18 protein-coding genes are annotated in these 16,614 nt (G+C 69.2%); 3 read left to right on the top strand and 15 right to left on the bottom strand.

Annotation, left to right across the window (positions count from 1 at the left end; genetic code table 11):
* Positions 1-39 precede the first annotated feature (39 nt).
* The 11 genes from ABE505_RS09585 to rlmE all read right to left on the bottom strand — a co-directional run bounded on the left by ABE505_RS09585 (position 40) and on the right by rlmE (position 12,178).
* A complete protein-coding gene (locus tag ABE505_RS09585) occupies positions 40-1,332 on the bottom strand; it encodes an adenylosuccinate synthase (RefSeq protein ID WP_346442161.1) in 1,293 nt (430 codons plus the stop codon).
* A gap of 240 nt (positions 1,333-1,572) precedes the next feature.
* Positions 1,573-1,764, bottom strand: coding sequence for a DUF2065 family protein (locus tag ABE505_RS09580; protein ID WP_346442162.1), 192 nt, complete (start codon positions 1,762-1,764; stop codon positions 1,573-1,575).
* An 8-nt stretch (positions 1,765-1,772) separates the two neighbouring features.
* Positions 1,773-2,636 carry a protease modulator HflC gene (gene hflC, locus ABE505_RS09575; RefSeq protein ID WP_346442163.1) on the bottom strand — a complete coding sequence of 288 codons (864 nt, stop codon included), beginning with the start codon at positions 2,634-2,636 and terminating at the stop codon, positions 1,773-1,775.
* Complete coding sequence (hflK, locus tag ABE505_RS09570) at positions 2,633-3,796, bottom strand: FtsH protease activity modulator HflK (protein WP_346442164.1); 1,164 nt, start codon at positions 3,794-3,796, stop codon at positions 2,633-2,635. Before hflK ends, hflC begins: the two co-directional genes overlap by 4 nt.
* A 197-nt stretch (positions 3,797-3,993) precedes the next feature.
* Positions 3,994-5,316 (bottom strand): ribosome rescue GTPase HflX, encoded by a 1,323-nt coding sequence (gene hflX, locus ABE505_RS09565; RefSeq protein ID WP_346442165.1) that lies wholly within the window; start codon positions 5,314-5,316, stop codon positions 3,994-3,996.
* 20 nt (positions 5,317-5,336) lie between these two features.
* Positions 5,337-5,615: an RNA chaperone Hfq gene (hfq, locus tag ABE505_RS09560; RefSeq protein WP_346442166.1), complete on the bottom strand. Its 279-nt coding sequence runs from the start codon at positions 5,613-5,615 to the stop codon at positions 5,337-5,339.
* A 144-nt stretch (positions 5,616-5,759) separates the two neighbouring features.
* Positions 5,760-6,740 (bottom strand): tRNA (adenosine(37)-N6)-dimethylallyltransferase MiaA, encoded by a 981-nt coding sequence (gene miaA / locus ABE505_RS09555; protein ID WP_346442167.1) that lies wholly within the window; start codon positions 6,738-6,740, stop codon positions 5,760-5,762.
* 67 nt (positions 6,741-6,807) lie between these two features.
* Positions 6,808-8,292, bottom strand: a complete 1,485-nt coding sequence (gene putP / locus ABE505_RS09550) for a sodium/proline symporter PutP (RefSeq protein ID WP_346442168.1) — start codon at positions 8,290-8,292, stop codon at positions 6,808-6,810.
* 82 nt (positions 8,293-8,374) lie between these two features.
* The gene (gene folP / locus ABE505_RS09545; protein WP_346442169.1) at positions 8,375-9,274 is read right to left on the bottom strand and encodes a dihydropteroate synthase; all 900 of its coding nucleotides are present in this window, start codon (positions 9,272-9,274) and stop codon (positions 8,375-8,377) included.
* Between the two features lie 233 nt (positions 9,275-9,507).
* Complete coding sequence (ftsH, locus tag ABE505_RS09540; protein ID WP_346442170.1) at positions 9,508-11,436, bottom strand: ATP-dependent zinc metalloprotease FtsH; 1,929 nt, start codon at positions 11,434-11,436, stop codon at positions 9,508-9,510.
* Between the two features lie 115 nt (positions 11,437-11,551).
* Positions 11,552-12,178 carry a 23S rRNA (uridine(2552)-2'-O)-methyltransferase RlmE gene (gene rlmE / locus ABE505_RS09535; protein WP_346442240.1) on the bottom strand — a complete coding sequence of 209 codons (627 nt, stop codon included), beginning with the start codon at positions 12,176-12,178 and terminating at the stop codon, positions 11,552-11,554.
* Between the two features lie 82 nt (positions 12,179-12,260).
* On the opposite strand from rlmE, the gene yhbY reads away from it, so the two are divergent.
* Both yhbY and ABE505_RS09525 read left to right on the top strand, forming a co-directional pair.
* The gene (yhbY, locus tag ABE505_RS09530) at positions 12,261-12,566 is read left to right on the top strand and encodes a ribosome assembly RNA-binding protein YhbY (RefSeq protein ID WP_346442171.1); all 306 of its coding nucleotides are present in this window, start codon (positions 12,261-12,263) and stop codon (positions 12,564-12,566) included.
* Between the two features lie 17 nt (positions 12,567-12,583).
* Positions 12,584-12,967 carry an Mth938-like domain-containing protein gene (locus ABE505_RS09525; protein WP_346442172.1) on the top strand — a complete coding sequence of 128 codons (384 nt, stop codon included), beginning with the start codon at positions 12,584-12,586 and terminating at the stop codon, positions 12,965-12,967.
* Positions 12,968-13,044: 77 nt separating this feature from the next.
* Here the strand turns inward: ABE505_RS09525 and ABE505_RS09520 are convergent, their stop codons facing one another.
* From ABE505_RS09520 to surE, 4 genes are read right to left on the bottom strand one after another with little or no spacing between them, the layout of a single operon-like run.
* Positions 13,045-13,770 carry a peptidoglycan DD-metalloendopeptidase family protein gene (locus ABE505_RS09520; RefSeq protein ID WP_346442173.1) on the bottom strand — a complete coding sequence of 242 codons (726 nt, stop codon included), beginning with the start codon at positions 13,768-13,770 and terminating at the stop codon, positions 13,045-13,047.
* Entirely contained in the window at positions 13,767-14,351 is a 585-nt protein-coding gene (locus ABE505_RS09515; RefSeq protein WP_346442174.1) for a YqaA family protein, read from the bottom strand. Before ABE505_RS09515 ends, ABE505_RS09520 begins: the two co-directional genes overlap by 4 nt.
* On the bottom strand, positions 14,351-15,046 hold the full coding sequence (locus tag ABE505_RS09510) for a protein-L-isoaspartate(D-aspartate) O-methyltransferase (RefSeq protein WP_346442175.1): 696 nt from the start codon (positions 15,044-15,046) through the stop codon (positions 14,351-14,353). Before ABE505_RS09510 ends, ABE505_RS09515 begins: the two co-directional genes overlap by 1 nt.
* Positions 15,043-15,825, bottom strand: a complete 783-nt coding sequence (gene surE / locus ABE505_RS09505; RefSeq protein ID WP_346442176.1) for a 5'/3'-nucleotidase SurE — start codon at positions 15,823-15,825, stop codon at positions 15,043-15,045. The genes ABE505_RS09510 and surE overlap by 4 nt, the downstream gene beginning before the upstream one ends.
* A 123-nt stretch (positions 15,826-15,948) precedes the next feature.
* Here surE and ABE505_RS09500 point away from each other — a divergent pair, with 123 nt between their 5' ends.
* A complete protein-coding gene (locus ABE505_RS09500) occupies positions 15,949-16,494 on the top strand; it encodes a Smr/MutS family protein (RefSeq protein WP_346442177.1) in 546 nt (181 codons plus the stop codon).
* The last annotated feature ends 120 nt before the right edge of the window (positions 16,495-16,614 follow it).

Genomic DNA, 16,614 nt, shown 5'->3' with positions numbered 1-16,614 from the left:
CGGACGTGCCGGGCCGTGTCGTTCAGACCGCGTCCGCGATCAGGCGAACGGGTCCTGCAGCACCATCGTGTGCGCGCGGTCGGGGCCGGTGCTCACGATGCTGATCGGGCAGCCGGCCAGTTCCTCGAGCGCGCGCAGGTAGGCGCGGGCTGCGGGCGGCAGATCGTCCCATTCGGTGATGCCGTGCGTGGTTTCTTCCCAGCCCGGGAACTCGAGGTACACCGGCGTGCACTCGTCCCAGCCGGCGGCATCGAGCGGCGCGTACTCGGTGCGCTTGCCGCGGTACTCGTAGGCGATGCAGACCTTGAGCTTCTCCATGCCGTCGAGCACGTCGAGCTTGGTGATGCACAGCCCGGAGATGCCGTTGATGGCGACCGCGCGCTTGAGCGCGACGATGTCCATCCAGCCGCAGCGACGCGGGCGACCGGTCGAGGCGCCGTACTCCTGGCCGCGGTCGCGGATGCCCTGCCCGATCTCGTCGTCGAGCTCGGTCGGGAACGGGCCGCCGCCCACGCGCGTGGCATAGGCCTTGGCGATGCCCAGCACGTAGTCGATCGCATCCGCGCCCACGCCGGCGCCGGCCAGCGCGCCGCCGACGGTGGTGTTGGAACTGGTGACGTAGGGATAGGTGCCGTGGTCGATGTCCAGCAGCGCCCCCTGCGCACCCTCGAACAGCACCTTGCTGCCCTGCTTGCGCAGGTCGTGCAGGATGCCGGCGACGTCGGACTTCATCGGCTCGACGTACTCGCCGAAGGCCAGCGCCTCGTCGTAGGTCTTCTGGAAGTCCACCGCCTCCACGCCCAGGTACTGGGTCAGCACGAAGTTGTGGTAGTCGAGCGCGGTGCGCAGCTGGTCCTCGAGCTGCTTGGGATAGTGCAGGTCGGCGACGCGGATACCCCGACGGGCGACCTTGTCCTCGTACGCCGGGCCGATGCCGCGGCCGGTAGTACCGATGGCCTTGCCGCCGGCGGCCTTCTCGCGGGCCTGATCGAGAGCAATGTGGTAGGGCATGATCAGCGGCGTGGCCGGGCTGATCTTCAGCCGCGAACGCACCTCGATACCGGCAGCCTCGAGCTCGCCGATCTCCTTGATCAACGCCGCGGGGCTGAGCACCACGCCGTTGCCGATCAGGCACAGCGCATCGTCGCGCAGGATGCCCGAGGGAATGAGGTGGAGGACGGTCTTCTTGCCGCCGATGACCAGCGTATGGCCGGCGTTGTGGCCGCCCTGGAAGCGCACCACGGCGCCGATATCCTGCGTGAGCAGATCGACGATCTTGCCCTTGCCTTCGTCGCCCCATTGCGCGCCGAGCACTACGACTGACTGACCCATCTTGATGACTCCTGTTGCGTGCGGCCATCGGGGCCGCAGAGTGGGTCCGCACCTGGAACGACGCGCTGCTGCGGACCGTGCCATCGGGGCACGTCCGCCGCGCCGGACCCGGACACGGAAAAAGCCGGCAAGCGCGCCCTTGCGGGGGCGGCCAGCCGGCTTTTGTGCATTCTCCGGGTTTTCTTCGCGCGGGGCCACCCCAGGGGGGCCGGAGGTTCAGCCCCCGCGCACGGGCGCCTTTCAGCCTGCGCCGCGCACCAGCACCAGGGCGGTCACGCCCAGCAGCAGGATCACCCCGCCCACGCGCCGCAGCGATCCTGGCGACATCGCCAGCATCTGGGCGGCGGTGCGCTTCCACAGCCCTGGAGCGACGAAGAGGATCAGACCCTCGATCACCGCTACCAGGCACAGCGCCGCCCACAGCTGCGACATCGACGTACTCAGCGGTCGCTGCGCAGGTACTGCAGGAACGGGTCGTTGCGCTCGAGCACGATCACGCTGTCGCCCTTCTCGAACGCCTTGCGGTACGACTCCAGGCTGCGCTGGAACGCATAGAACCCCGGATCGCGGCTGGCGGCCTCGCCGTAGATGCGGGTCGCCTCGGCATCGCCCTCGCCTCGCAGCTTCTGCGCATCGCGCTCGGCCTCGGCCAGCAGCACCGTCTGCTCGCGGTCGGCCTGGCCGCGGATCGCGCGGGCCTGCTCCTCGCCCTCGGCACGCAGCCGGGTGGCGACCTCGCGGCGCTCGGCGCGCATGCGGTCGTAGACCTGCACGATGACCTGACTGTCGGTGGGCAGGTCGATCTGCTTGAGACGGATATCGACGATCTGCATGCCCAGCGACTTGGCGGCCTCGTTGATACCGGGCAGCTGGCGGTCGACGAACTGCGCCCGGTTGCCCGAGACCAGCTCGGTCAGCGTGTTGGCGTTGATCTCGTTGCGCAGCGAGTTCTTGATGATCGGCTCCAGACGCAGGCTGGCATCGTCCTCCCGGCCCTGGGTGGCGCGATAGAACGCGGCGGCGTCGCTGATGGTGACGATCGCGACGAAGTCGACGCTGACGTCCTTGCGCTCGGAGGTCAGCGAGCGCTCGGGCGAGAACGCGCTGGCGTTGAAGCGACGGTCGAAGATCCGCGCCGACTCGATCAGCGGGATCTTGAAGTGCAGGCCCGGGCCGATATCGGTACGGGCCACACGGCCGAGGTTGAGCACCAGGGCGACCTGGCCTTCACGGACCACGAACACCGAGCCCATCAGGCCCAGCAGTACGACGATCAGCAGCGGAATGACGAAGTTCAGTCTCATCGGGAGCCTCCATCGCGCGGCGGGCGCGGCAACTGCGAGGACCGCGCGGGCGCCTGGGCGGCCTCGCGGGTGGCCTCGACGGTCGGCGACAGCACCTCGGGCGGAACCAGGGACGGCGCCGGCTGCGACGACGCCCCACCCCCGGCCATCGGAACGTAGATCAACTGGCGGCCATCGCCGCCGACCACGGTGCGGTTCTTGGCGAGCACCTGCTGCACGGTATCCAGCCACAGGCGCTTGCGGGTGACCTCGGGCACCTTGGCGTACTCGTCGACCAGCAACGAGAAGCGGGTCGCATCACCGGTGGCGCGGGCGATCTCGGCGGTCTTGTAACCCTCGGCCTGCGCCCGGATGCGCGCGGCCTCACCGCGTGCCTCGGGCACGATCTTGGCGGCGTAGGCCCCGGCTTCCTTGACCAGCTGTTCGTTCATCTGCTGGGCGCTGTTGACCTCGTCGAAGGCCGGCTTGACCTCTTCGGGCGGACGCGCGTCCTGCAGGTTGAGTTCGGTGACCGCCAGACCGGTCTGGTAGCTGTTGAGCGAGGCCTGCAGCGATTCCTGCGCAGCGGTCGACAACGGGCCACGGGCGTTGAGTGCGGCGTCGAGGTTGGCACGGCCGATCTGCTCGCGTACCGCGCTGACCGCGGTCTGCTCGAGCATCTCGCGCGCGTTGCGGGTCCCGTAGAGGTACTTGATCGGATCGCCGACCCGGTACTGCACGTTGAACGAGACCACGACGATGTTCTCGTCGCGGGTCAGCACCGGCACGGTGTTGCTGTAGGACTGCACCGTCGTCGCATCGACCTTGGTCACGCGCTCGATCGGCCAGGGCAGCTTGAAGTTCGGACCCGGGCCCATGACGCGCGCAGCCTGGCCGAAACGCAGCACGACGCCGCGCTGCTGTTCGCCGATCAGCACGAAGCAGTTGAGCAGCAGCACGACGACCAGCGCGACGGCAATCCAGCGCAGCGGGTTGCCGCCACCGCCGCCGCCGAACAGGCCGCGCAACTGGTCGATCAGGCCGTCAAACGCACCGCCACCGCCGCGACCACGCCGACCGCCATTGCGGCGCGGTGGCCAGGGATTGCGGTCGCCACCGCCGGATCCACGACGGTCCGGGGTTTCGTTGTCCTTGTTCTTGCCGGGAATGTTCCAGGCCATGCCTGCTCCAGTTTCGGGCGCGCAGCCTGCGTCGGCGACGGCGCGGGGATTGCATAGTCTAACCGGCTCCCGGTCTGCGAACGCCACGGCGGCAGCAGGCAACACGGTCGTCGATGTCGGGGAAACGCGGGGGAAGATCGGGGAACGGACGTGATCGGTGCGCCGGCACCGGCGCGCCCACGCCCGCACCCTAGGGATCAGATGGTGTCGGGGTCGTCGACAGGCAAGAGCGCGCGCAACGGAGCACCTTCGGGCTGTGCCGCCAGACGCGCGGCGTCGGCATGCGCCAGGTCGATCTCAAGCCGCCAGCCGCCGGCCTCCTCGACCGCTTCCTCGCGCACCGCCTCGAGCGCATGCAGGCGTGCGCGCAACCGGCCGGCCTCGGGCGGCAGCGCCAAGCTGCCGACGATCCGCCGTATCCCCAGCCGACGCGCCAGCGCCTGCGACAACAGATCCAGGCCGAGCCCATCGCGCGCGGACATCCACACCGCCTCGCGTAACGCATCGTCGGCGAGCGCGGCCGGATCCATGTCGTAGCGCGGCGCGGCGCCCTCGATACGGTCGATCTTGTTGAACACCAGCAACTGCGGCAGCTCACCGGCGCCGATCTCGCCGAGCACCGCGTCGACCTGGGCGATGCGCTCGTTGCGCAATGGATCGGCGGCGTCGATGACATGCAGCAGCAGGTCGGCCTCGCGCGCTTCGCTCAGCGTGGAGCGGAACGCGGCGACCAGCTCGTGCGGCAAGTCGCGCACGAAGCCGACGGTGTCGGCGAGCACGATCGCCCCGCCCGACAGGTCGACCCGGCGCACGGTCGGGTCCAGGGTCGCGAACAGTTGGTCGGCCGCGTAGGCATCCGCGCCGCTGAGCGTGTTGAACAGCGTCGACTTGCCGGCGTTGGTGTAGCCGACCAGGGCGACGCGCGGCAGTTCGCTGCGGACGCGTGCACGGCGCATCTGCGTGCGCTGCACCTCGACCTTGCCCAGCCTGGCCTGCAACTGCTCGACCCGCTTCTGCAGCAAGCGGCGGTCGGTCTCGAGCTGGGTCTCGCCGGGCCCACGCAGGCCGATCGAACCACCGCGCTGGCGCTCCAGGTGGGTCCAGCCGCGCACCAGGCGCGTGGCCATGTGCCGCAGCTGCGCCAGCTCGACCTGCAGCTTGCCTTCATGGCTGCGCGCGCGCTGGGCGAAGATGTCGAGAATCAGCCCGGTGCGGTCGACCACGCGCCGTTCGAGCGCACGCTCGAGGTTGCGCTCCTGTCCAGGCGAGAGCCGGTGATTGACCAGGATCAGGTCGGCGCCGCTGGCCTCGGCGGCGGCCTTGACCTCCTCCAGCTTGCCGCTGCCGATCAGCGTGGCGGCATTGGGGCGGTCGATGCGCGCAGGGATCACCATCGCGATATGGGCACCGGCCGACCGTGCGAGCTCGGAAAATTCCTCGAGCACGCCTTCGTCGGCCGGGCCGTGCGCGTGGGGCTGGATCAGCAGCGCGTTTTCACCCTTGCGGGAGCGTTCAAACAAGCGGGGTCAGGCCTCTGGGGTCATTCGGGCTGTTCGGCGGGATCATCGCCCGCCCCGTTGGCAGACTCGACAACACCGCCACCGGACGCCATGCGCACATTGCGCGCCGGCACCACGGTCGAGATCGCATGCTTGTAGACCATCTGGCTCACGGTGTTGCGCAGCAACACCACGAACTGGTCGAACGACTCGATCGTGCCCTGCAGTTTGATGCCGTTGACGAGGTAAATCGAGACCGGTACGCGCTCACGGCGCAGTGCGTTCAGGAAAGGATCCTGCAAGGACTGTCCCTTGGACATCGTGTTCCCCAGCTTGGTTATTGTTGTCGGGCGCTGGCCCGTCGACGCCACTCCCCGCGACGCGACCCGCCGATGTTACACAACCCTCGCCTCACGCGTACGGGACGGTTCGTCTCGAGCGGCCCGCGCGGCCGAACCAGACGCTCAGCCGCCGACTGCCGGCGCCCCGGGATGCGCAGCCAGTGCCTGTTCCACGGCGGCATCGAGCGCGGCACGTTCGCGCGCCGGGTCGAACCAGCGCACCTGACTGCGTCCGCGCAGCCAGGTGAACTGGCGCTTGGCCAGTTGCCGGGTCGCGGCGATCGCGCGCTCGCGCATCCATGCCGCATCGCCCAGCCCATCGAGGTACTCCCAGGCCTGGCGGTAGCCGACCGCACGGATCGCCGGCAGTTCCAGCGGCGCCGGATGCGCGCGCAACTGCGGCAAGGCGCGCAGTGCACGCACTTCGTCGAGGAAGCCGGCCGCGAGCATCGCGTCGAAGCGTGCGGCGATCCGCGCATGCAATTCGGCGCGCTCGGGCGGCGCGATCGCCAGTTGCAGCACGCGCACAGGCAGCGGCGGCGCCTCGGGCGGGCGGCGCTGCCATTCGCTGATCGGCACGCCGCTCAGGCGATGCACCTCGAGCGCCCGCTGGATACGCTGTGGATCGCCCGGGCCGATCCGCGCCGCGGCGTCCGGGTCGACCGCCGCAAGTTGGGCGTGCAGTGCCGGCCAGCCGAGTGCGGCGGCTTGCGCGGCAATCTCCGCCCGCACCGACGGATCGGCCGCCGGCATCGGCGACAGGCCTTCGAGCAGGGCGGCGAAGTACAGCCCGGTACCGCCGACGAGGATCGGCAGCCGCCCACGCGCGAGGATGGCGTCGATCGCACTGCGCCCATCGTCGGCGAATTCGGCCGCCGAGTAGGTCTGCCACGGATCGCGCAGGTCGAGCATGTGATGCGCGACACGGGCGCGCTCGGCGGCATCGGGCTTGGCCGCGCCGATCTCCAGGCCGCGGTAGACCAGCGCCGAATCGACGCTGACGATCTCCCCACCGAAGCGCTCGGCCAGGGCCAGCGCCAGCGCGGACTTGCCCGACGCGGTCGGGCCCATCAGCGCGATCGCGGGCGGTCGCGCGTCGGTCATGCGCGATCTCTCATGTCGTTCTTCTCGTCCAGCCGGCGGGTCGACCACAGCGATCGCGTCCAGCAGCTCAGTAGCCGCTTTCCTTCAGCGCCATCCGCACCTGCTCATGCGTGTCCTGGACGTGCTGCGGCGGCGCCCTGCCCAGCACGCTGAAGACGACGATCGCCACGGTCGAGACGATCACGCCAGGCACCATCTCGTAGAGCGCGCTGCCCGTCAGCTTCCAGAGCACGACGGTCGATGCGCCGGCGAGCATGCCAGCGATCGCGCCATTGCGGGTCATGCGCTGCCAGAACAGCGACAGGAGCACGACGGGCCCGAACGCGGCGCCGAAGCCGGCCCAAGCGTAGGCCACCAATCCGAGCACACGGCTGTCGGGATCGCGTGCGATCCAGATTGCCAGCAATGCAATCGCCGCGACCATGAGCCTGCCCACCCAAACCAGCTCGCGGTGCCCTGCGTCCGGCCGCAGGAAACCGCGATAGAAATCTTCGGTCAGCGCGCTCGAACACACCAGCAATTGGCACGAGAGCGTACTCATCACCGCAGCCAGAATCGCCGACAACAGCACGCCAGCGATCCAGGGATTGAACAGCAACTCGGCCAGAACGATGAACACACGCTCGGGATTGTCATCGACCGGGCCGGCCAGGCCGGGATTGGCCGAGAAATACGCCACTCCGAAGAACCCGGTCGATATCGCACCCACCAGACACAGGATCATCCAGGTCATCGCGATGCGGCGCGCGCGGGGAATCGTGGCCACGTTCTCGGCGGCCATGAAGCGAGCCAGGATGTGGGGCTGACCGAAGTAGCCAAAGCCCCAGGCGAGCGCCGACACCACGGCCACCAGGCCTCCGGCGCCCACCCATTCCAGCCGGGTCGGATCGACCTGCTCCACCAATGCCAGACTCGGCCCGATCCCCCCGTTGGCGACGACGACGATGGTCGGCACCAGCAACAAGGCGAAGATCATCAGCGTCGCCTGCACCATATCGGTCCAGCTCACCGCCAGAAAGCCGCCGATCAGCGTGTACACAATCGTCGCGGCCGCCCCCCACCAGAGCGCCTGCGCATAAGGAATGCCGAAGACACTTTCGAATAGCCGCGCGCCCGCCACGATGCCCGAGGCGCAGTAGACCGCGAAAAACACAAGAATCACCAGCGCAGCAAGGACGCGCAGCAGCTTCCGGCGGTCGTCGAAACGATGGGTGAAGTAGTCCGGCAACGTCAGCGCGTTATGGGTGCGCTCGGTGTAGAGCCTCAGTGGCCCGGCAACATAGCGCCAGTTGAACCAGGCGCCGATCGTCAGCCCGATGGCGATCCAGGCCTCAGAGACGCCGGTCAGGTACAGCGCCCCCGGCAGGCCCATCAGCAACCAGCCGCTCATGTCGGAGGCGCCGGCCGACAATGCAGTCACATAGCTGCCCAGCGACCGGCCGCCGAGGATGTAGTCGTCGAAGGTCCGCGTGCGGTACCAGGCCCACAGGCCGATCCCGACCATCAGCAACAGATAGGCGGCGAATGTGACGTACAGCGGCGTGACAGTCATGCGGGCTCCCCTGCCGCGGGCGGCGGCGACAGGGACGGAAGCTTAACCGCGATCGCCCGTGGTCGTGAGCGCGCGCCGCGCGCTACGCATCGTCGGGCCACTGGATCGCCGGCGCCGCCGACGCGGCGCGGGGACGCGGCACCGCCGCCACCGCGCGCCAGACCTGCAGCGCGTCGACGGTGGCCGCCACATCGTGCACGCGCAGCAGCCGAGCGCCGTTCTGGGCGGCGATCAGGTGGGCTGCGACCGAACCGGCGACGCGCTCGGCCGCCACCTCGCGCCCGGTCAACTCGCCGATGCTGCGCTTGCGCGACAGGCCAGCCAGCACCGGGACGCCGAGCTCGCCCAGGCGCGCGAGCTGCGCCAGCAACGCGAGATTGTGCGCGGTGGTCTTGCCGAAGCCAAAGCCCGGGTCGACGACGATCCGACGGCGCTCGATGCCCGCCATCTCGGCAGCGAACATGCGCTCGGCCAGGAACCGGTGCACGTCGGCGACCACGTCGTCGTATTCGGGCGCATCCTGCATGCCGCGCGGCTCGCCGAGCATGTGCATCAGCACGACCGGCACGCCGAGCGCGGCGGCAGTCTCGAGTGCACCCTCGCGGCGCAGCCCGTAGACATCGTTGATCAGGCCCGCACCGGCCGCGACCGCGGCGCGCATGACCTCGGGCTTGGAGGTGTCGATGCTGACCGGCAGCCCGGTCTGCGCGACCAGCGCCTCGACGACCGGCAGCACCCGCCGCAGTTCCTCGTCGACCGGCACGTCATCGGCGCCGGGCCGGGTCGACTCGCCACCGACGTCGAGCACGTGGGCGCCCGCCTCGGCCAGCCGCAGCCCGTGCGCGATCGCGGCCTCGGCAGTCGCGTACGTGCCGCCGTCGGAAAACGAATCGGGCGTGACGTTGACGATGCCCATGACCCGCGGGCGGTCGAGCCGCAGGACGCGGCCATTGCAATCGAGCTGGGGAGCGGTGTCGAACATGGGCGTGTGATGGTGATCGGTCATTCGAGCGGGGGGACCGCAAGCGCGAAACGGCGCCGCGGCTGGCGGCTGTCGGGCCCATCGTATACGCGGCGCGCGCATCGTGAGTCGGCGCGACGTGCCCGGCAGCCGCCTGACGGACGCGCAAACGACAACGGCGCCGTCTCCGGCGCCGCTGTCCAATCACCGCTCACCCAGGACGCATCCCTTTCTGCGGATCATCACATCCTGCGTCAGGCCTGCTCGGCAGCGCCGCCGATCGGCTGCAGCGGGCGCTTGCCGCCCGTGTCGCCGTCGTCGCTCCCACCGCCGGGCGGGTTGGCCTTGCCCCAGCCCATCGGCGGCGGCGGATCGCGGCCTTCCATGATCGCGTCGATCTGCGGCACGTCGATCGTTTCGTACTCGAGCAGCAGCTTGGACATCGCGTGCAGCTTGTCGATGTTGCCGGTCAGGATCTCGCGGGTGCGGGAATAGGCACGATCCAGGATCTCGCGCACCACCTCGTCGATCTTACGTGCGGTGTCGTCGGAGACGCTCTTGTGCTGGGTGACCGAACGGCCCAGGAACACCTCATCGTCCTCTTCACCGTAGGCGATCGGCCCCATGACGTCCGACAGGCCCCACTTGGTGACCATGTTGCGGGCAATCTTGGTCGCGCGTTCGATGTCGTTCGAGGCCCCGGTGGTGACCTTGTCCTCGCCGAAGATCAGTTCCTCGGCCACGCGCCCGCCGTAGAGCGAGCACAGCTGGGACTCGATCGCCACGCGGTTCATCGAGTACTTGTCGCCCTCGGGCAGGTACATGGTCACGCCCAGCGCGCGACCGCGCGGGATGATCGTGACCTTGTAGACCGGGTCGTGCTCGGGCACCAGGCGACCGACGATCGCGTGGCCGGCCTCGTGGTAGGCGGTGAGCTTCTTCTCGTCCTCGCTCATTGCCATCGAGCGGCGCTCGGCGCCCATCAGGATCTTGTCGCGCGCGCGATCGAAGTGGTCCATGCGGACCTCCTTGGCGTTCTCGCGCGCGGCGAACAGCGCCGCCTCGTTCACCAGGTTGGCCAGGTCCGCGCCGGAGAAGCCCGGCGTGCCGCGGGCCACGACCAGCGGCTGCACGTCCTCGTCCAGCGGGACCTTGCGCATGTGGACCTTGAGGATCTGCTCGCGGCCCTTGACGTCAGGCAGGCCCACCACGACCTGGCGGTCGAAGCGGCCCGGACGCAGCAGCGCCGGGTCGAGCACGTCGGGCCGGTTGGTCGCGGCGACCACGATCACGCCCTCGCCGCCCTCGAAGCCGTCCATCTCGACCAGCAACTGGTTGAGGGTCTGCTCGCGCTCGTCGTGACCGCCCCCCAGGCCGGCGCCGCGATGGCGGCCGACCGCGTCGATCTCGTCGATGAAGATGATGCACGGCGCCTGCTTCTTGGCCTGCTCGAACATGTCGCGCACGCGCGAGGCACCGACGCCGACGAACATCTCGACGAAGTCCGAACCGGAGATCGAGAAGAACGGCACCTTGGCTTCGCCGGCGATCGCCTTGGCGAGCAGCGTCTTGCCGGTGCCCGGCGGGCCGACCATCAGCACGCCGCGCGGAATCTTGCCGCCGAGCTTCTGGAACTTGGACGGATCGCGCAGGAACTCGACGAGTTCGGACACTTCCTCCTTGGCCTCGTCGCAACCGGCGACGTCGGCGAAGGTGACCTTGGTCTGCTCCTCGCTCAGCAACTTGGCGCGCGATTTGCCGAAGGACATCGCGCCCTTGCCGCCGCCCTGTTGCATCTGCCGCATCATGAAGAACCAGAAGCCGATGATCAGCGCGACCGGCAACAGCTGGATCAGGATGTACCCCAGCGAGATGCCGCTCGACGGCGGTGCCTGGTCGATCGCGACGTTGTGGTTCATCAGGTCGTCGATCATGCGGTCGTCGCGCCGCGGTGCGATCACCGTGCCCGTCTGCCCGCCCTTGGTCTTGAACGTGATGGTGCGCTCGTCCTCGGCGATCTTCACCGAACCGATCTGATCGCGGCGGACCTGCTCCATGAACTGCGAGTACTGGACGTCCTGGCCGCCGGCGGCGCCGGTGCGGGGGCTGAAGCTCTGGAAGACCACCATCAGCACGATGGCGACCACCACCCAGAGCAACAGATTCTTGACCAGATCGTTCATGTGATTGTTCGACTCTTCATTAGGTGGAGCGAGAAAACCGTCGCCACGCCGGCCGATGGTACTACGGCCATGTGGTGCCGCCGTTCATGGTCCCGAGGCCCGGAGCGGCGTCCGCTCAGCGCGGCCGCTTGCCCTGGGCCAGGGCGTAGACCTCCGGCGAGCGCTGCCGGGAAGCAGCCGGCTTGCGGATCGAGAGCTTCTCGTACCGCTGCCGCAGGTCCTTCACGTAGGCGTCGAAATCGGTGCCTTGGAACAGCTTGATGAGGAAGGTGCCACCGGTGCGCAGGTGGTCGTCGGCGAACGCCATCGCCAGCTCGGCCAGGTGCATCGCCCGTGGCTGGTCGACAGCGTCGATACCGCTCTTGTTGGGGGCCATGTCCGACAACACAAGGTCCACCTGCTGGCCGCCGAGCGCAGCCTCGAGCGCGGCCAGCACCGAATCCTCACGAAAATCGCCGTGCAGGAACTCGACTCCGGCCAGCGACGGCATCTCCAGGATGTCGAGCGCGATCACCCGTCCGCTGTCGCCCAAGGCCTGCCGGACCCACTGCGACCAGCCACCGGGCGCGGCTCCCAGGTCGACGACCACCATGCCTGGCTTCAGCAGCCGGCTGCGCTCGACCAGTTCCTCGAGCTTGTAGGCCGCACGCGAGCGCAGGCCCTCGGCCTGCGCTTTCTTCACGTAGGGGTCGGAGAAGTGTTCCTTCAGCCAGCGCTGGCTGCTTTTGCTGCGGGAGGCCATTGCCGGCTCGTCGGGCTGAACGGAGGACGCGAACGGCCATGATATCCTGCGGGCCGTTTTCATTCCTGCGACCGGTTCATCCATGAGTAACGTCCTGACCGCTGCCCAGACCCGTTTTCTGCGCGGCCAGGCCCATGGCATCAAGGCCATGCTGCAGGTGGGCGGCAAGGGCATCACCGATGCGCTGGTCGCCGAGATCGATGCCGCGCTCGAGCATCACGAACTGATCAAAGTGAAGGTCGGGGCGGCCGACCGCGAGGCCCGCGACGCGATGACCGCAGAACTGGCCGAGCGCACCGCCAGCGCGCTGGTCCAGCGCATCGGCCACGTCGCCGTGCTCTACCGGCAGAGCCGCGACCGCCGCCAGATCGTGCTGCCGCGGGCCTGAGCAGCCGGTTCGCGCCGATGCAGCTCAGCCTCGAAACGCCCGATTTCGATTACGTCCTGCGCGGCGCCGACGGCACCAGTGCGCGGGTCAACGATCGCCTGCTGACCCGCAGTTTCATCGTCGCGCCGCGCGCGCTGGTCGAGGACTGGCCGGCCACCTCGGTGCGCACGCTCGATCTCGACGCCCTCGCCCCGGTCCTGGCGCTCGAGCCGGAAGTGATCCTGCTGGGGACCGGCGCCACGCAGGCCTTCCCGCCGGCGGCGACAATGGCCGCCTGCCTGTCGCGCGGCGTCGGCCTGGAAGCGATGACCAATGCGGCCGCGGCGCGTACGTTCAACGTGCTGGCCGGCGAAGGCCGGCGGGTGGTGGCGGCGTTCGTGTTGGACGGCGGCGCGTCGTGATCGCTGATTGACGTCAGCGACTCACCGCTGACATCGACGCCTCACGCCTTCACGCCTGCCCCCTTACATACGCCGGCTCACCGAGCCGGCAGGTACGACAGCGGATCGACCGGCTTGCCGTTGTAGCGAATCTCGAAATGCAGCATGTCGCGCGCGGCGCCGCTGCGCCCCATCTCGGCGATCTGCTGGCCGGCACGGACGCGCTCGCCCTCGTTGACCCGGCGGGTGCGGTTGTGGCCATAGGCCGACAGCCATTGCTCATCGTGCTTGACGATGATCAGCTCGCCGTAGCCAACCAGGCCCGAACCCGAATACACCACCACGCCGTCGGCGGACGCACGGACCGGTTGCCCGCCGGTGCCGGCGATATCGATGCCCTGCTTGGTGGGTTCGTTGGCGACATAGCGCGCGATCAACTGCCCGTCGGTCGGCCACTGCCATTGGAACGGGCTGCGTGCCGGCGGTGGCGCGGGCGGCTGCGGCGCCGACTGCGTCGGCCGGACCGGCTGCCGTCCGCCTCCGGACGACGCCGCGGTGGCCGTGCCGCGCCCGCCCGGATACAGACGCAACCGCTGGCCGGGATAGATGGTGTACGGCGGCGGGATGCTGTTCCAGGTCGCCAGGTCCAGCACGCTGATGCCATTGCCCGACGCGATGCGGTAGAGCGTGTCGCCACGCTGCACCACCACGCTCTGACCGGGCTTGGGCGTCGAGACGCGCGTCGCCCCACCCTCCCGGACCACCCGGCTGCTGCCGCAACCGACGAGCAACAGGGCCGTCAACACCAGTACCACGATCCTCATCGGCGAAACTCCATCCAGACCAGTCCGACCGCGACCAGGCCGACCATCAGCCAGCCCAGCCACTCGATGTAGCGCCGCAGGATCGGCTCCACGCGCGGGCCGCCCCAGGCCATCAGTCCGGCCACAAGGAAGAACCGCGCGCCGCGCCCGACCAACGAGCCGGCGATGAACGGTAACAGCCCGACACCGAGCGAACCCGACGCGATCGTGAACACCTTGTACGGAATCGGCGTGAAGGCGGCGAGGAAAACGAAGACGAAACCGTGCCGCAGGAACAGCGCCTGCACCTGCTCGAAAGCAGGCTGCCAGCCCATGCGCACGATCCATGGCCAGACCAGATCGAGCGCGTAGTGACCGATGACGTAGCCCAAGAGGCCACCGATCACCGACCCGAGGGTGCACAGCAACGCGTAACGCCACCAATTCCGGGGCTGGGCCAGCGCCATCGGCGCGAGCATCACGTCGGGCGGGATCGGGAACACCACCGATTCGGCCGCGCTCATCGCAGTGAGGTAACGCGGCGCATGACGATGCCGGGACCAGGACAGCACGCGCTCGTAGAGCGCTTCGAACAGGCGCATCAGTCGATATACCCCGAAAGCAACGGCACGAACGCCACCGCTGCCACATCCTGCTGCACGAGTCGACCGTCGGCCTGCTTGTGCAGCACCAACAGCCGCTGCGCACCCGCCGCGCCGACCGGCGCGACCAGCGTGCCGCCGTCGGCGAGCTGCGCGGTCAGCGCATCGACCAGCGCAGGGCCTGCAGCAGTGACCACGATGCCGTCGAACGGGCCGTTCTCCGGCCAGCCGATGCGGCCGTCGTCGTGCTTGCTGCGAACGTTGAGGCCGAGCGAGCGGAAGCGCTTGCGCGCCACGCGCAGCAGCTCGCCGATGCGTTCGACCGTGTGCACCTCGATGCCCAGCGCGGCGAGGATCGTCGCCTGGTAGCCCGAGCCGGTGCCCACTTCGAGCACCTTGCGCGGCATGCCGTTGGCCAGCAGCGCCTCGGTCATGCGCGCGACCACCCAGGGCTGGGAGATTGTCTGGCCATGGCCGATCGGCAGCGCGGTGTCCTCGTAGGCGCGGGTCGCCAGCGCCTCATCGACGAACAGGTGCCGGGGCACGGTACGGATCGCGTTGAGCACGCGCTCATCGGAAATTCCGCCGCCCGGATGCGCGCCATCGCGCAGTCGCTCGATCAGGCGGTCGCGCACGCGCTGCGAGGTCATGCCCACGCCCAACGCCTCGGGTTGCAGCCGCAAGCGCGCCATCATGCCTGCGTCGCCCGGAGCCCGGCCTCCAGTCCGCCGACCCAGCTGGCGACATGCTCGAGCGCCTGGTATCGGGTGAGATCGACATGGATCGGGCTGATCGAGATATGCCGCGTGCGCACGGCGTGGAAATCGGTGCCGGGGCCGGCGTCCTGTTCGGGGCCGGCAGCGCCGATCCACCAGAATGTCCGCCCGCGCGGGTCGACGATCGGCGTGCAGCCTTCGGCACGGTGGCGATTGCCCAGCCGCGTGACCTCGAAGCCGGCGAGCGCGTCCCAGGCGACATCGGGCACGTTGACGTTGAGGATCGTGTCGGCCGGCAGCGGATCGGCCTTGAGCCGGGCGACGATCTCGACCGCCGCGCGCGCGGCGGTTTGGTAATGGCGGCCGTCGTGATTGGCCGTGACCAACGACATCGCGACCGCGGGCAAGCCGCAGAAGCGCCCCTCCATCGCCGCAGCGACGGTGCCCGAATAGATCACATCATCGCCGAGATTGGCGGTGTTGTTGATGCCCGACACGACGATGTCGGGTTCGCGCTCGAGCAGGCCGGTCATCGCCACATGCACACAGTCGGTCGGCGTGCCATGGACCCGCCAGGTCGTCTCATCGAGCTGCACCACGCGCAACGGCAGGTCGAGCGTGAGCGAGTTGCTGGCCCCGGAGCGGTCGCGATCGGGGGCAACGATCAGCACCTCGTGTCCTGCATCGCGCAGCCCCTGGGCGAGGATCCGGATGCCCGGTGCGTCGACGCCATCGTCGTTGCTGACCAGTACGCGCATGAACGTTTCCGAAAGCCCCCTGCGGTTGGCGAAGCGGACATGATAGCGGATGCGTCCCACGCGCCCCAGCTTGCGCGGATGCGCGATCCTGCGCACGACCGGCGTCCGCGCTACGCTGATGCCATGAGCCGCAATCACGACGCGCCCGACGACGACGATGCCGCGCTGTTCCGCGCCGCCATTGGCGCGGTACGCGAACTGCCCAGCGCCCCGCCGCCGCCGCAGGCGCCCCGCCCGCGCCCGGCCACGCGCATGGCCGAGCGCGACGACGAGGAGGCGCGCAGCGAGTTCCGGCAGTTGCTCGACGGCCCGCTGCTGCAGGGCGGCGATGCGATGCAGTACCGTCGCGACGATGTTCCCGCCCGGGTGCTGCGCCGGCTCGGCCGCGGCGAGTACGCGGCCCAGGAAGAACTCGATCTGCACCATGCCGATGCCGCCCAGGCGACCGCGCTGCTGCGGCTGTTCCTGCGCGACGCGATCGATGCCGGCGTGGGTTGCGTGCGCATCGTGCACGGCAAGGGCATGAACTCCTCGCCCGACGCGCCGGTCATCAAGAACCTGGTCGATCGCCTGCTGCGCCAGCGCGGCGATGTGCTCGCGTTCCACAGCGCGCCCGGCGCCCAGGGCGGCACCGGCGCGGTGCTGGTGCTGCTGCGCCCGCGGCGCTGACCGGCCGGCAGACGCTGCAAACCGGCAAAACCGGGGTCAGAGTGCACTGTGGGGGCCGGCACTTGGCCGCAGACCCCCGGGTTTGGGGGGGGGGGGGGGGGCGGGGCCCGCCCCGAGGAC

This window comes from Luteimonas sp. TWI382, assembly GCF_039674545.1.
GTDB lineage: Bacteria > Pseudomonadota > Gammaproteobacteria > Xanthomonadales > Xanthomonadaceae > Luteimonas.
Note: the sequence above shows the minus strand (reverse complement) of the source record. Positions and strands in the feature narration are given on the sequence as shown.

Coding starts and splice junctions, on each gene's coding strand:
- ftsH (WP_346442170.1), bottom strand. CDS start 11,436: ATGAACGATCTGGTCAAGAATCTGTTGCTCTGGGTGGTGGTCGCCATC.
- ABE505_RS09510 (WP_346442175.1), bottom strand. CDS start 15,046: ATGATGGCGCGCTTGCGGCTGCAACCCGAGGCGTTGGGCGTGGGCATG.
- ABE505_RS09520 (WP_346442173.1), bottom strand. CDS start 13,770: ATGAGGATCGTGGTACTGGTGTTGACGGCCCTGTTGCTCGTCGGTTGC.
- miaA (WP_346442167.1), bottom strand. CDS start 6,740: ATGACCGACGCGCGACCGCCCGCGATCGCGCTGATGGGCCCGACCGCG.
- hflK (WP_346442164.1), bottom strand. CDS start 3,796: ATGGCCTGGAACATTCCCGGCAAGAACAAGGACAACGAAACCCCGGAC.
- surE (WP_346442176.1), bottom strand. CDS start 15,825: ATGCGCGTACTGGTCAGCAACGACGATGGCGTCGACGCACCGGGCATC.
- yhbY (WP_346442171.1), top strand. CDS start 12,261: ATGAGTAACGTCCTGACCGCTGCCCAGACCCGTTTTCTGCGCGGCCAG.
- rlmE (WP_346442240.1), bottom strand. CDS start 12,178: ATGGCCTCCCGCAGCAAAAGCAGCCAGCGCTGGCTGAAGGAACACTTC.
- ABE505_RS09515 (WP_346442174.1), bottom strand. CDS start 14,351: ATGCGCCTGTTCGAAGCGCTCTACGAGCGCGTGCTGTCCTGGTCCCGG.
- folP (WP_346442169.1), bottom strand. CDS start 9,274: ATGTTCGACACCGCTCCCCAGCTCGATTGCAATGGCCGCGTCCTGCGG.
- hfq (WP_346442166.1), bottom strand. CDS start 5,615: ATGTCCAAGGGACAGTCCTTGCAGGATCCTTTCCTGAACGCACTGCGC.
- ABE505_RS09580 (WP_346442162.1), bottom strand. CDS start 1,764: ATGTCGCAGCTGTGGGCGGCGCTGTGCCTGGTAGCGGTGATCGAGGGT.
- ABE505_RS09525 (WP_346442172.1), top strand. CDS start 12,584: ATGCAGCTCAGCCTCGAAACGCCCGATTTCGATTACGTCCTGCGCGGC.
- hflC (WP_346442163.1), bottom strand. CDS start 2,636: ATGAGACTGAACTTCGTCATTCCGCTGCTGATCGTCGTACTGCTGGGC.
- ABE505_RS09585 (WP_346442161.1), bottom strand. CDS start 1,332: ATGGGTCAGTCAGTCGTAGTGCTCGGCGCGCAATGGGGCGACGAAGGC.
- putP (WP_346442168.1), bottom strand. CDS start 8,292: ATGACTGTCACGCCGCTGTACGTCACATTCGCCGCCTATCTGTTGCTG.
- ABE505_RS09500 (WP_346442177.1), top strand. CDS start 15,949: ATGAGCCGCAATCACGACGCGCCCGACGACGACGATGCCGCGCTGTTC.